Origin of the sequence: Clostridioides sp. ZZV14-6345, from assembly GCF_020657775.1 — a bacterium.
Taxonomy (GTDB): Bacteria; Bacillota; Clostridia; order Peptostreptococcales; family Peptostreptococcaceae; genus Clostridioides; species Clostridioides difficile_D.
Window position 1 is genome coordinate 1 of the sequence record NZ_JAGWCX010000087.1, and the last position, 14792, is coordinate 14792.

General features: G+C 26.9%; 13 protein-coding genes. 1 reads left to right on the forward strand and 12 read right to left on the reverse strand.

The window, feature by feature from the left end:
- The 12 genes from KGF39_RS17365 to nrdE all read right to left on the reverse strand — a co-directional run.
- On the reverse strand, positions 1–638 hold a 638-nt coding region (locus KGF39_RS17365; protein WP_227823246.1), incomplete at its 3' end, for a CRISPR-associated endoribonuclease Cas6.
- Positions 639–715: 77 nt separating this feature from the next.
- On the reverse strand, positions 716–1633 hold the full coding sequence (locus KGF39_RS17370; RefSeq protein ID WP_227823247.1) for a transcriptional regulator: 918 nt from the start codon (positions 1631–1633) through the stop codon (positions 716–718).
- 264 nt (positions 1634–1897) lie between these two features.
- Positions 1898–3814: an ABC transporter permease gene (locus KGF39_RS17375; protein ID WP_227823248.1), complete on the reverse strand. Its 1917-nt coding sequence runs from the start codon at positions 3812–3814 to the stop codon at positions 1898–1900.
- Complete coding sequence (locus tag KGF39_RS17380) at positions 3814–4560, reverse strand: ABC transporter ATP-binding protein (protein WP_054274897.1); 747 nt, start codon at positions 4558–4560, stop codon at positions 3814–3816. The genes KGF39_RS17375 and KGF39_RS17380 overlap by 1 nt, the downstream gene beginning before the upstream one ends.
- 109 nt (positions 4561–4669) lie before the next feature.
- Entirely contained in the window at positions 4670–5521 is an 852-nt protein-coding gene (locus KGF39_RS17385; protein WP_054274898.1) for an undecaprenyl-diphosphate phosphatase, read from the reverse strand.
- Between the two features lie 236 nt (positions 5522–5757).
- Positions 5758–6762 (reverse strand): HAMP domain-containing histidine kinase, encoded by a 1005-nt coding sequence (locus tag KGF39_RS17390; RefSeq protein ID WP_054274899.1) that lies wholly within the window; start codon positions 6760–6762, stop codon positions 5758–5760.
- Between the two features lie 9 nt (positions 6763–6771).
- Positions 6772–7464: a response regulator transcription factor gene (locus KGF39_RS17395; RefSeq protein ID WP_227823249.1), complete on the reverse strand. Its 693-nt coding sequence runs from the start codon at positions 7462–7464 to the stop codon at positions 6772–6774.
- A gap of 295 nt (positions 7465–7759) precedes the next feature.
- A complete protein-coding gene (locus tag KGF39_RS17400; protein WP_227823250.1) occupies positions 7760–8662 on the reverse strand; it encodes an ABC transporter substrate-binding protein in 903 nt (300 codons plus the stop codon).
- Positions 8663–9292 (reverse strand): hypothetical protein, encoded by a 630-nt coding sequence (locus KGF39_RS17405; RefSeq protein WP_227823251.1) that lies wholly within the window; start codon positions 9290–9292, stop codon positions 8663–8665.
- Positions 9293–9688: 396 nt separating this feature from the next.
- Positions 9689–10315 (reverse strand): GyrI-like domain-containing protein, encoded by a 627-nt coding sequence (locus KGF39_RS17410; protein WP_227823252.1) that lies wholly within the window; start codon positions 10313–10315, stop codon positions 9689–9691.
- 79 nt (positions 10316–10394) lie between these two features.
- Positions 10395–11366 (reverse strand): class 1b ribonucleoside-diphosphate reductase subunit beta, encoded by a 972-nt coding sequence (nrdF, locus tag KGF39_RS17415; protein ID WP_054274906.1) that lies wholly within the window; start codon positions 11364–11366, stop codon positions 10395–10397.
- Positions 11367–11378: 12 nt separating this feature from the next.
- Positions 11379–13478, reverse strand: a complete 2100-nt coding sequence (nrdE, locus tag KGF39_RS17420) for a class 1b ribonucleoside-diphosphate reductase subunit alpha (protein WP_227823253.1) — start codon at positions 13476–13478, stop codon at positions 11379–11381.
- Positions 13479–13956: 478 nt separating this feature from the next.
- Here nrdE and KGF39_RS17425 point away from each other — a divergent pair, with 478 nt between their 5' ends.
- Complete coding sequence (locus tag KGF39_RS17425; protein ID WP_227823254.1) at positions 13957–14682, forward strand: pentapeptide repeat-containing protein; 726 nt, start codon at positions 13957–13959, stop codon at positions 14680–14682.
- Positions 14683–14792 lie beyond the last annotated feature (110 nt).

Sequence of the window (14792 nt, forward strand, 5' to 3'; positions counted from 1 at the left end):
AATATAAATCTGCCTTTGTAGCCATTAATATATTGATATTCTTTACCTGTTATTTTTTTAAACTCTCTTAAGCTCTCTTTAACTACTACTTTCTTAAGAGCTATATTTTCAAACTCTAATTTTCTTTTTAGACCATTTCCCCTATAGTTTTTGACAACTTCATTAGTTATATAGTTTAACTCTTCTATATATCTATCATCACTTATATCTAAGAATTTTCCTTCTTTAGACTTTATACAGATTGGAGATAACGCATTGAATAGTACCATCTCTTCTGTTATCTTCTTTTCTCTTAATAAATCTATTCTAATCCTTGTAAGTTCATAGTCTTTATATAAACATTTTTTAGAAGTCATTAATCCATTATATATATGAAAACCTAATTCTAAATCTGGAGTACTTATATTTAGTATTACTTTATCTTTGATAATAAAATTGTCACCTTCAATACTATATTTTTTTATATAAACTGAAAATGTGAAATTTTTAGTTTTTTTATTATGTTTTTCATTATAATAGTACATGTTTTTATAGTAATCTTCATTAGATTTTCTTATTGCTTCTTTTATAATACTCATAAAGAGTGAATTATAAGATATTGGTATACAATCTGTGCTAAATTCAATTTTCATTTTCATAATATCACCTCTCTCAATTAATATATTAACACTAGACCGTGAAGTATATTGGTCCAAGTATAAATTATTTGAAAAAATTAGTAAATTTTTTTCATTTTTTCAATCTCTGACAATATATCGTTTCTAAGTCTATTTGGTTCTACAACCTCAACATAAGCTCCCATACTTAAAATCCAACTTTTTATCTCCTCATAACCTCTCATTTTAGCTTTAAAAAGTATAGACTTATCATCATACTCTATAATTTGTTGATTATTAACCCAAACTTTCTCCTTTATAATTATTGAAAATGGATGTCTAATTTTTATAACAACATTAAACTCTTCTCCCTTATAAATTCCTATACTATTTTTACTGTATTCATCCCAATTAAAACTTTTATCTACATTGTACTTTTCTTCTAAAACCTTATAATTTTTAATTCTACATAATTTAAAATCTATAAACTTAAATCTTTTTTCACAAAAAGCCACCATATAAGTATCTGACTTATAATTAAACAAACCATATGGATGAACAATTCTTTCACTATTGCCTGAATTCAATGAATAATATTCTATCCAAAGTTTACGCTTTGTTGTATATGCTCTAGTTATTTCATTACACTTATTTTTTTCAGACGCATAATCACAACTACGTTGTGCTTGCACTGTGAAATAATCCATATATGTATCGCTTTTTTCTCCTGTATTTAATACTGCTTTTATTTTTTCTACAATACTATTAAATTCATTTTTGTAAATATCATTATTGTACTCTAGCTGTGAATTTATCATATCTAAAATTGAAACTTCACTATCTAATAATTTAATTAATGAGATACTATTACATTTATCGATTTCGTAACCACCATAAATCCCAGGTGTTGAATTTATAAATATACCAGCTTGCTCTAGATGCATCTTATAACTTTTTATTTGCCTTTCACTTACTTCCAACTCTTCTGCTAGCTCTTTACACTTCATTTTTCCTCTACTTTGAATTAATATCATCATTCTTATTGTATTAGCTACTTTACTAATGAATAACACCTCCTAATAATATTAATTAATATCTTATTTATTTCTACAAATATATACTCATAACCTTTTTATATTTTATATAAATAGAATTTTTTTACTATTTAGATACTTATTATGACATATTAATATAAAATCTTAATAATTAATACAATAAAAAATATTACTGAAAAAATAAATATTTATAATTCCAGTAATATCGATTAATTTTAAATATTTTTTATTAGTCAATAATATTTCCTAATAATTAACTAAATTTAATTTTATCTCTTTTAAATAATTATTTCTTACAATTAAAAAATAAACTATTTGAACCAAGAACAAGCTTCCCATTACCAAAACAGCTGATGATGCCACTTCTATATCAAAAGAATTCTTCAGTGCAGTAAGTGCAAATATAGAATGTATAACAGCCACTACATAAGGTAACAAAAATACTATTCCAATCTCAATCGTTGAAGCCTTTTTAATCTCATTATATGTCATCCCCAATTTATTTAACTGCTCATACTTTTTCTTATCAACTTGACAATCCATATAAAACTTATTATATAAGAAGCTACTTGTAGTAACAAAGAAAATTAAACCTATAAATATTGCTAAAAATATAAATGTAGAATACATTAATTTCCCAGTTTCTATCATTAAGTCTTTAGAGAAAAACAAATATGGCTGCATCCCAGACTCATTATTAAATTTATTCTCAAATTGTCTACATATCTCTATAGTTTTACTTGAATCCTCTACTTCAAATGCAGTAAATCTATCCACTATAAATTTTGATTCTATACTATCATAAAAATTATCTTTTACCACATACATATTTTTATAATATGCTGGCATAACACATTCTTCTACTTGTTTTGCCACCTTTAGACTCCTATTTCCTACAATAACATTTTCTTTGACTTTCTTATTGCCTGGTAAACTTGATGATAATAATGATATAGATTCATTATCTTCAAAACTTATAGGCTTAACCCCTATAGCCTCTGTTATCTCTAGGTACTTAGATTCTTTCATAATTCTGACATTAAAATTACTTTTCTTAGGAAATACAGTTTTAAATTCACCATTAATTCTTGTATAGTCTATATTTTCTTTTTTTAGCTTAGTTTCTATAAATCTCATTCTTTCCTTGTCTTTTTCTTTGCTATCAGGCTTCTTAGGGTCATTATGCAAGGTCATCGTTGAATAATATATTGTGTTAGGATATATTAAATTAATTTGACGATTTACATCTTTCCAAAAAGAATAAACTGTACCTATAGCAGTAAATGCTACTGTAGAAGTTATAGTTATCAAGAAAAATATTCTAGCATTGTCCTTTACTTTATAAATTAAGTTTGAAATCCAAAGCATGTTTGTATTTTTTCTATAAAATCTCTTATTTAATTTTAACTTTTTTATAAAAAATACACTAAATTGAGAAAAGAATAAATAAGTTGCTACTATAGTAAGAGATGTAACTGGAACTAAGCGTAGATATGTTGTATATTGGTCAGTTGATGTAACAGCATTATAATACGCTATTATAAACAGGCAAATACTTAATATAGCAAGCATCAGTGATGTTTTACGCTCTGGTTTTGGAGTTTTTGTACCTTTAAGTAACTTCAGCACCTGATTTTCCTTAACTATAAAAGAAGTAAATATTGATGTTAGTATAGCTAAAACCATAAAGTAAATTAAAGTAGACAATATTGTATTTAATGGTATATAGAATTTTAATGGTGATAATTCTAAAAAAGTAGACATAATCACTAAAAATATCTTTGCAAAGATTAAACCTATTATTATTCCAATTACAGAAGATACTATATTTATTATCATATTTTCTATAAAGATTAACTTCATTACTTGTCGTTTTGATATACCTGTAATATAAAGTATTACAAATTCTTTATATCTGCTTTTAAGAAATACACTAACTGAATAAAATACAAAGAAGAACAAAAATAAATATGCAATTATTTTGCTCATCTTAAGTCCCTCTTTTAAATAATCAGGAAATTGAGATATATCTAAATTTGGATGACTTGTAAACATGATAAAAGAAAATAGTAGTGAAGATGATATAATAATACTTGCTAAATATCCTAAATATGCTTTAATATTCCTTGAAATATTATTAATCGCAAACTGTTTTATATTCATTAATTATCTCCTCCCAATAATGTAAGTATATCCATTATCTCTTGATAAAACTGCTCTCTACTACTTCCCTTGTATATTTCATTATATATAGCTCCATCTTTTATGAATAAAATTCTACTACAATAGCTTGCTGCTAATGGGTCATGAGTTACCATCATAGTAGTAACCTTATTTTCTTTATTTATCTTTTGAAATAGCTCCATTACAGTCTTTGACGACTTTGAATCTAAATTACCTGTTGGTTCATCTGCTAAAAGTATTGATGGTTTGTTAATTAATGCTCTAGCAATAGCAGTCCTCTGAGCTTGACCACCTGAAACTTCAAAAGTTCTTTTTTCTAATAAATCTTTTATTCCTAAAATTTTAGATACTTCATTCAATCTCTCATCTTGCTCTTTTACACTGACCTTATCTAATGTCAATGGCAATACTATATTTTCTCCTATGGTTAATGTATCCAGTAAATTAAAATCCTGAAATACAAAACCTAACTCTCTTCTTCTGAACAATGCAAGTTCTTCACCTTTTAACAATAAAGGATTCTTTCCTTTTAGTTCCATAGTTCCTGTAGTTGGTTTGTCAATAGTAGAAATCATATTTAAAAGAGTAGTTTTTCCACTACCAGATGGACCCATAATTCCTACAAACTCTCCATCCTCTATACTAAAATTTATATCATTTAATGCGTTAAAAATTATTTTCTTACCATATACTTTACTTAAATTATTTACAGTTAAAATTTTCATTATTTAACTATCCTTCCTAATCTAATTTTTGAAATAACATATATATCTAACTGTTAATTATTATTTATATTAGTTAGCTAGTTTTTGTAGATAATAAATACATTTTAATCTATATACTAATTATGTTAGTAAAAGCTAATACAGCAAGTACTATACCCATAATTATTCTATATATAGCAAATACTCTCATTGGTTTTTTCTTTAAAAACTCCACAAATTTTTCCATAACTATTATTGATACAATAAAAGCTACTATAAATCCAACTACTAAAGCAATCCACAATGTTGGTGTCATTATTGAGTAATCAAATTCAAATAAATCCTTTCCTGAAGAAGCAACCATCGCTGGTACAGCTAAAAAGAAAGAAAACTCAGCTGCTATAGGAGAATTAAGTCCTGCTATCCATCCACCCATAATAGTAGATGCACTTCTTGACATACCTGGCCATGCAGATAAAACTTGTAATGTACCAACCTTCAAGGCTTGTACTGGAGTAATTTTATCTATATTATCTGTAGAATGATTCTTTTTTCTAAACAAAGTTTCTACTACTAGTAATAAAATTCCACCAACTATAAATCCTATAATTACAGATTGTAAATTAAACAATGATTTTATATTATCGTAAAATAGAACTCCTACAATCGCAAATGGTATACAACCTATAATTACATTTATTCCAAATCTAAAACCAGTCTTTCCTTCTTTTCCTCCAGTAAATATAAACTTAAAAAATTCTATAACACTATCTTTTATCTTTTTCCAATAAAGTACCACTACTGCTAATATAGCTCCAAGTTGTATTACAACCTCAAACATTTCAGCAAATTGCCCCTTAAAATCTATTAAATTTCCAACCAAAATCATATGACCAGTAGATGAAACTGGAATAAATTCCGTAAGCCCCTCTACTATAGCTATTATGATTGATTTCAATATAAAAATAACATCCAAACTCATCAATAAACATCCTTTCTTTTTTACAAAATTTATTTTTTTATGTTATTTCTCTTATGTTATTTCTTATATTAATTGTAATTTAGATTAGAAAATTTAACTATCTTCAAACATTACACAAACCTTACATCTATGTAAGGTTTGCAAATAAATTCTCTTAAAATTAGATTATCTAACTATAAATATCTCATTCAATAAATAATATATAAATTAATAAAAAAGTATAATCAATTAAGAACTTATTGTAACAGATGATTTACATCGTCTTTATTAAAGATTATTGAAACTTCTGTACCTTTTCCTATTTCTGATTTTATACTGACTTTATGACCTAAATCATCACATACTTTTTTTACTAGATAAAGTCCCATACCTGTAGACTCTCCAAACTTACGACCATTTTCCCCTGTAAAAAATGGGTCAAATACTCTTTTTATATCTTTAGAAACAATCCCAATCCCTTCATCTATTATGCTTAAAACTACATATTTATTATTTTCTTCAGATTTTATGGTTAGATAGTTACTATAACCTTTAGAATATTTCACCCCATTTGTAATCAATTGACTTATTATAAATTTCATCCATTTTATATCTGTATAAACATAAGTAAATTTGTCTATTTGAATCTTAGGAATCATTCCATTTTTTATAAATAACCTCTTTTCTTCATTTACAATACCAGATACAATTTCATTCAATTTGGCTTTCTTAACCACAAAGTCTTTCTGAAAATTATCTGCCCTTGCAAAATGCATGGCCATATCTAGACCTTTATTTAATCTATCTATCTCTTCTCTTATATTTTCAGTCACTTCTTCTCCCTCATACTCTTGAAGCTGAAGACTTATAACTGATATTGGTGTTTTCATCTGATGAATCCACTGGTTGATGAAAGTTAAATGTTCACTATGTATCTTTTTATGTTCTTGTATCATTGATTGATACAATTTATGTTGTTGTTTTAAAATAACTGATATACTTCTCCCCAAGAAAGAATTTCCTAAATATAAAAATGATTCCTCCAAAGAATGTATGCCTTTTTCAAACAGATTATATACTTCTCTATTTTTATAGTATTTATATATTAAAAAACATAACAATATAAAAGAACTAAATAAAAGAATATATAAACTTTCTCCAAAACTAATAAATTTCATAAGATTACAGTAAATAATTGTCATAATTATCCCTATATAATATACAAAAATATAACCTTTACAATCTTTTAAAAAAAATTTCATACTTTCTCCTTACCAATTTTTATTTAATTTATACCCTAACCCCCGTACAGTCTGAACAGCATTCTCTATACCTAATTCCTCAAATCTTTTTCTTATCCTGCTAACATTCACATTTAAAGTATTTTCTTCTACAAATTCAATATCATCCCATATCTTTTCTAAGAGATAATCTCTACTTACTACCTTTGGGTATCTTTTGATAAGACATTCAATCAATATACCTTCTTTTTTAGTTATAATTAGATTCTTACCATGTAGTTCTAGTTCCAACCTTTCTGGATAAAACCTTAATCCATCTAATTCCACTATTCTTTCATCTATTTTAGGTGAATATTCACCATATACCCTTCTTATATGACTCTTTATCTTTGCCATTACTACATCATAATAAAAAGGCTTCGTTATATAATCATCAGCTCCACTTTCTAAAGCTCTAATCTGGTCTACACTACCATCTCTAGCTGATATAAAAATTATAGGCAAATTCGACTTTTGTCTAATGCATCTACACCAGTAGAAACCATCAAATTTAGGTAAATTCACATCTAATAGCACTAAGTCTGGCTTAAAACTTTCAAATGTAATCATTATATTATCAAAGTTTTCTTCGACAATCACTTCAAATCCATATTTCTCAATATAATCTTTGAGTAATGTACTTATTGATATATCATCTTCCACAATATATACTTTATAACTCATATAATCCCTCCTAATATCCCTTTTTACTTATCATGCAACAGTTGATTTTAATATATCCTAATCTTCTTACTTAATATGTAAGTTAATCATATTACTAACTTTACAATTGCTGACTTAACAGGCACAACTATATTATTAGAAATCTTAATAAAATTCTTTAAAAGGTATTCTTTTATTATCAACTAATCATTGTAAAATAGATTCAAATTACTAACTTAAAATAGAAAAAGTTACCTTAATAAGGTAACTTAAACTTTTATCATATTTTTTACTTAGTATTATTTTAGCATAATTTCTACTTAGTATTATATATTAATTCTTTTATGTTTAATTTTTTCTCTTGTAACTTATTTTTTATTAAGAAGTCTTGTGTATCTTCAAGAGAAGATATGTCTTTATCTGTTATATCCAAACTAAAATCATACCAAGTATATAGCTCCTTAGTTTCTTCAAGGCTTAAATCAACTTCTTTGGCTACTTTTTCCATAGCCTCATCAAAATTACTATTTACATATTCTAAAGTTTCTTTTTCAACCTTCATAAATCTTTCAACTATTTCTGGATGTTTCTCAGCAAAATCTGTACTAACAGCAGTTACTATTATACCATCTACTAAACCTTCACCATTTGCTACAAGTTTACTATCTGACTTCATAGCTTTAAGAGCTGCTGGTCCAGCAATCAATGCAGCATCTACACTACCATCAGAAAGAGCTACTGATGCCTCTGGAATACCCATATTAACAAATTCCACATCATCCATACTTAATCCTTCTTTATCAAGTGCTGCAATTAGTACCTGATGTAATATAGTCCCTTTTGGTCCTGCTACTTTCTTACCTGCTAAATCTGCTGCTGATTTTATTGAATCATTATTCGTCAAAATCATAAATCCTTTTGGTGACCTACTATAAGTATTTAATATCTTTAACTCCACTCCATTAGACACAGCTATCAAGGCTGATGTACCACCTAATGCATGTAAAAAATCTATTTCTCCAGCAGCTAAAGCTTGTATAAATATTGAACCATCACTTATCATATTTAAAAATATACTATACACCTTTTCAGGCGATGGTAATATATAGTCACTCCAAATACCAAGATAATTTGTAATTTTCCATAATACAATAATTACGAAAAATATCAAAACACTTTTTACTAGACTTAAAAACTTATTATTAAAATTATTGACCATTTATAAACCATCTCCATTATTACATCCATCTTTACAATAAAACATTTCTACTATATCATACTTAGTTTCAGAGTCATTTCTTATTTTTTGTATCTCACTTAATATTTCATCTTCACTAGATACTTCAAGAACTTTTTCAAAAGTGTCTTTGAAATATCCTAATGGAATTGGAGATTCATCTATTTTTCCAAGTGATTTTATACCTTCTTGTTCAGCAAACTCTTTCCATGTATAAAATATAGCATTACTCTTATCCTTGAATTTTTCACTTGCAAAATCCCTTAATTGTGTACATGGACAGGTTGCTATCAACATATCATCTTTACTTTTTATATATTTATCGTATAAAACTCTACAAGTCCTTACTAGTATTGGCTCTATCATAGGTACTTCAAAACTATCTATCAAATTATTTCTTTTTAAAAGATTTATACTTTCTGGACATCTACAATCCAACATTGTATTTTCAGTCTGTTTTACATATTCTCTGTATTGCCTCTTTACAAATTCCAATTGTGGTTCACATTCAGCCATTATGTACCCTTTTTTTATCAAATTCTCTTTGATAATATGAAACTTTTCCCCATACATTCTTTCTGCCACTGGATTTATTAGAAGATATTTATTCATAACTCCTCCTATTATTTAATATTTAATATTGAATATTATTATCAATTACCAGTTTAAATGAGCACTTAAATTTTGTCAATATACTAATTTTTTCTTAATAAAATAATATTTATCTACATTTTTTTACTATTTCAATTAAAATGTTAAATAGTATATTCAATTTATTTTAAATAATAATATACACATATTGCTAGTAATCTACCTATGTAATAATCTATAAATATTATATAATGATATGTACATAATTAATATTAATATTTGATAATAATACTAATAAAATTAGAAAAATTTAGAAATCTTATGAGATATCAATTCGAATCTTGAAACTACATCAAAAAATGAAGTCTATTTAGACTTCACTTTTTATAACTCTTATAAATAAATTATCAAAAATATCTATACTTCCCTTTCTACTTCAAAACGCAAAACAGTCTTCAATGACTCAGGCGATACTTTTCTGGCATCACTTATATAAATTTCACGATGTATATAAGATTTTCTTATAAGTTTATTCTTTTTACAAAATTCATTCATAATATCAAAGCTTTCTGGTTCATTATCATATGAGCCTATATGAAGCATTTGAACACACAGACCTTCATTAATAGACCCAAAGTTAACTTTTTCAAGAAGATTATGTGGTTTCTTCTTTTTTACTATATCAACAGCTTTATTTAACAAGTCTTGTGTAACAAAATCTGGTTGACGTATCATTATAGTATAAATTAAATCTTCTTTAATAAGCATATCTAAGCATTTGCTTTTTTCTCCCTTATCCCATATACCTTCTAAAGGAAAAACAGTATAATCAAAATACCCTTCTGGTACAATTCCCTTTTTAGGCATGGTTTTTATTGCATATGCCAAAGAATAAAGTACTCCTATTGCTTCAGTAAATGCTTTAGAATTTGGGTCTCCATTCCCTTTTAACATGATAAATTTCTGCTCTGGTACTTCAATTATTACAGGATTCCTCTTAGGCAAGTACAACTCTTTATCTCTTTTTCTCCATTCATATTTCATAAAAAATACCTCCGTATATATATTTTATACATTGATATTATCATTCTAAAAGTGACAACAGTCTGTCATAATTTATAAATTATATTATAAAATCTTCATCTTCTAATTCCTCATATACTCCTTTTTGGTATCCATTCCCTTTAGTTGAAAAGAAATCATGTGTTTTAGTTTCAGTACTAAGACCATTTAATACAATTGAATTTATATCACCTACAGTATATAACTTCTCAAATCCTAGATTTTCTAAAGCTCTATTTGCATTGTATTTCAAAAAATTTACGACCTCTTTTTCAAGCCCACTTTCTCTGTATATAACATTTGTGTACTCTATCTCATTCTCCATAAGACTATAAAGTATAGAATACATCTTCTCTTCTAATATTTCCTTATCAATTACATCAAATGAATCGTATATTTCTTGTGCAAGTAATCCTATGTACTTACCATGTAAAGACTCATCTCTAAGAATAAGCGATATTATTTCTCCACTAGCTACCATTTTTCCTTGACCAGATAGATACAATGGATAAAAAAATCCTGAATAAAACAAAAAACTCTCTAAAAATACACTTGTAACCATTGATAAGTATAACCCCTCTTGATTTGTAGTATTTTCATATTGAGCTAAAACTAAATCAGCCTTTCTTTGCAACGTTGGTTCTGTTTCTATCCATTCAAACAACTCATCTATTTCTGAGTTAGAAAGTAGAGTCATAAATATAGAAGAATAACTTTTTGCATGTATTTCTTCCATAGTCCCCATAAAAGACAAGACAGCTTTTCTTTGTAAGTTTTCTGTTAAACTCATCATAGATGGAATTCCATTATTCCCCTGTTTTGTATCCAATAATGTTAATCCACCCAATACTTTTTTATATAACTCTTTTTCTTTATCACTTAGTTCATTCCATACCTTGATGTCTTTAGAAACAGATATTTCTTCAGGAAGCCAAAATTGTTTTACATTTTGTTCCCAAAAAGCCTGTGTAAATCCATCTTCTTCTCTATTCCAGTTAACTGCATTATGTATTTTATGTAAATTAAATGTCATATACTTCTCTCCCTATACTGAACATACTAGACACTCGTGAGTGTCTCTTGTCATCTTTGTTCTTGTGTAATATAAACTTTTCAGACCTTTTTTATATGCATATATGTAATGTCTAGCTATATCCCTAGTTGTCTTTTCATCTGTAACAAATAGTGTCGTGGATATACCTTGGTCAACATGTTGTTGAACTGTTGCTACTAAATCTATAACTTTTCTCATATCCATTCTATATGCTGATTGATAATACAACATATTATCATTTGTTAAAAATGGCATTGGATATATTGTAGTAGAATCTCCATACGTTCTTACTTCCACTTGTTCAGTAATTGGCATTATACTTGATGTAGCATTTTGAACATAACTAATGCTTTGAGTTGGTGCTACTGCCATCAAATACGCATTATATATACCTTTGTCTTTTACTTCATCTAACAAACTTATCCAATCTTCTTTTGTAGGTATATGTATACCTTCAAATAACGACTTCACCCTATCTGACTTAGGTAAATAAGACTTCTTATAATATTTTGATAGTACTTTACTTTTTCTTCCTTTAGCATATTCTGATTTATCAAATCCTTCAAAGGTTTGATTTTTTTCTATAGCTATTTTCATTGATGCTTTAATTGAATAATATCTAACCATTGCAAAAAATACATTAGCAAAATCTATAGCATCTTCTGAAGTATACAAAATATTTTCTCTTACTAAATATCCGTGTAAATTCATAGCCCCCAATCCTATAGAATGAGACTTACTATTACTGTTACTTACTGTTGGTACTGGCTTTATATCTGTACTATCTGCTACAAAAGACAGTGCTCTTATTGCTGTCTCAACCGTACTTTCTATAGTCTTATTATCCATAACATTGGCTATATTTAAAGAACCTAGGTTACAACTTATATCTTGTCCCCATTCATTTTTGCCTCCATAACCCTCTATTTGTGAGGGTGTCTGATATTGAAATATCTCACAACATAAGTTAGACATCTTAACCATTCCAACATCTTTTAACGTATGTTCTCTATTAGCTGTATCTATGTATACTACATATGGATATCCACTTTCTTGTTGCATCTGTGCTATTTTAGTCAACATCTGTCTAGGATTTATTTCTTTTTTCCTTATATCATCATCACTAACCAACTTATCATACCATTCATTCATTTCTATCTCATCAAGAGAAATTCCATATTTCTTGTACACAGTATGAGGATAAAAAGCATATGCTACTTCATTTTTTTCTGCCAACTCCATAAATTTATCTGGTATTATAGCTCCTAGTGATAATGTAGCAAGTCTTATTTTCTCATCTGCATTTATCTTTTTTGTATCCATCAATAATTCAAAGTCAGGATGGAATACAGTAAGATAAACTGCCCCAGAGCCTTGTCTAGCTCCCATTTGATTAAAATAACTAAAGGATTGCTCCAACATTTTAGCTACACCAACAACCCCTCCAGCTGCACCTTCTATATCTTTTATAGATTCACCTGATGCTCTAAGTTTAGATAAATTTAGTGCAACTCCTCCACCAATCTTTGATAAGTGATTTGATGAAGATATAGCATATGATATGCCTTCTGTACTATCTTCTACAGATAATAAAAAACATGATACCATCTCTCCAGCTCTTTTTCTTCCAGCATTTAAAAATGTCGGTGTAGCTGGTTGAAACTCTTGTTTTACTATTTTATCTGTCAAACTCATAGCTAGACTCTCATCACCATTTCCTAATGTTAAAGCTACAATTAATACTTTCTCATTATATGTTTCTAATATTTCTTTTCCATCATTACTTTTTAATGCATAATTTTGATAAAATTTATTTGCACTCATATATGATTGAAATTCAAACTGATATTTCTCAATAAACTTATACATTTTTTTAATAAAATCCATGCTATACTTATTTATTACTTCTTCTGAATAATAACCTTCATCCATTAAGTACTTTAATCTTTCTTCTAAGTCATTAAATCTTCTCAACTTTGGTTTTATAAACTCTTCTATGTAACTACTTAAGGCTTCCTTGTCCTTTTCCAGTTGATACTTACCTTGTTCATTTTTAATTATCACTTGATTGTTAAGCTCTATCCAATTCATTATTTACCGTCCTTTTAACATAATCTTGTGCTATAATTTCATTTAATTTGCCTATTATTTCTTTTAGTCCTTATCAGTTTGAATTTTATAAATAACATATAATCTTATCAATATAATAAGTATTTTTAAAAAACAAAAGCACTACATATAGTCAGTGCTTTATCTATTATATACTACATATAGTATATACACAAATTTTTTTATATCTAAACTTTTATTATTGTATAACTGATATTATTTTTGTTTAAAGAAATTTTTATCAGCTCAAATATAAAACAATACAAGCTTATTATGACATGTTTAAAAATGCAAATTATCTCTAAATAGTCTAAAAATATATTCTAATATATTGAAAAAAAGTATTTTAAAGATGATATTTTATATATTATTTAGAAGTTTTTTATTTATTGTTATATAATTAAATATATATCTATTTTGCTACTAAAGGTATAAAAATAAATTCATGAAGGTGATTTTTATGAGAGATATCTCCAAACAAGAACTTAAAAAAATACTTAAAAAACATTACCAATGGCTTAAGAACAATAATGATGGAGAAAGAGCAGATTTAAGAGAAGTAAAGTTAGAAAATATGGATTTAAAAGGATACTGTTTAAGTAATATTGATTTTTCATGGTCTGACCTTATTGATTTAAACTTAGAAGAGGCCGATTTAGAAAATTCTAATTTTAACAACTCTTATTTTTCAAATTGTTCACTAAAAAACTCCATACTAAAAAAAGCAGACTTAAGTGGTGCTAATTTTAGATTTTGTGATTTATCTAACTCAGACTTAAGTGGTGCTAATTTAGAAAACTCCAATTTAGAATATGCTACTTTGGATGGAGTAATATCAGATGAAAGTACTCGTTTTTTTAAATTGTACTGTCCTGAAACAGGAGCATTTATAGGCTATAAAAAATGTTTTAATTTTAGAATGGTACAATTATTAATACCTAGTGACGCAAAAAGAGTATCTGCTACATCAAATGCTTGTAGATGTGATAAAGCAAAAGTACTGTCAATTACAAGTATAGATGGTAAAGAATCTTTTAAAAGTGCTCGTGCATATGCTGATGAAAATTTTATATATAGAGTAGGAGAAACGATTGTAGCTGAAGATTTTAATGAAAATAGATGGAAAGAATCAACTACAGGAATTCACTTTTTTTTAACTAGAGAGGAAGCTATAGGTTATTTGTAAAGTAACTTCTTTTTATAATGACATATATAAAATACATAAATAATAAAAAAGGGGCTGTCTCAAAATAGAGATAAGCATTTTTTCATTGTTGAAATGATGAAAATATATTT

Coding starts and splice junctions, on each gene's coding strand:
- nrdF (WP_054274906.1), bottom strand. CDS start 11,366: ATGACATTTAATTTACATAAAATACATAATGCAGTTAACTGGAATAGA.
- KGF39_RS17375 (WP_227823248.1), bottom strand. CDS start 3,814: ATGAATATAAAACAGTTTGCGATTAATAATATTTCAAGGAATATTAAA.
- KGF39_RS17385 (WP_054274898.1), bottom strand. CDS start 5,521: ATGAGTTTGGATGTTATTTTTATATTGAAATCAATCATAATAGCTATA.
- KGF39_RS17400 (WP_227823250.1), bottom strand. CDS start 8,662: ATGGTCAATAATTTTAATAATAAGTTTTTAAGTCTAGTAAAAAGTGTT.
- KGF39_RS17425 (WP_227823254.1), top strand. CDS start 13,957: ATGAGAGATATCTCCAAACAAGAACTTAAAAAAATACTTAAAAAACAT.
- KGF39_RS17380 (WP_054274897.1), bottom strand. CDS start 4,560: ATGAAAATTTTAACTGTAAATAATTTAAGTAAAGTATATGGTAAGAAA.
- KGF39_RS17410 (WP_227823252.1), bottom strand. CDS start 10,315: ATGAAATATGAATGGAGAAAAAGAGATAAAGAGTTGTACTTGCCTAAG.
- KGF39_RS17390 (WP_054274899.1), bottom strand. CDS start 6,762: ATGAAATTTTTTTTAAAAGATTGTAAAGGTTATATTTTTGTATATTAT.
- KGF39_RS17370 (WP_227823247.1), bottom strand. CDS start 1,633: ATGATGATATTAATTCAAAGTAGAGGAAAAATGAAGTGTAAAGAGCTA.
- KGF39_RS17405 (WP_227823251.1), bottom strand. CDS start 9,292: ATGAATAAATATCTTCTAATAAATCCAGTGGCAGAAAGAATGTATGGG.
- KGF39_RS17395 (WP_227823249.1), bottom strand. CDS start 7,464: ATGAGTTATAAAGTATATATTGTGGAAGATGATATATCAATAAGTACA.
- nrdE (WP_227823253.1), bottom strand. CDS start 13,478: ATGAATTGGATAGAGCTTAACAATCAAGTGATAATTAAAAATGAACAA.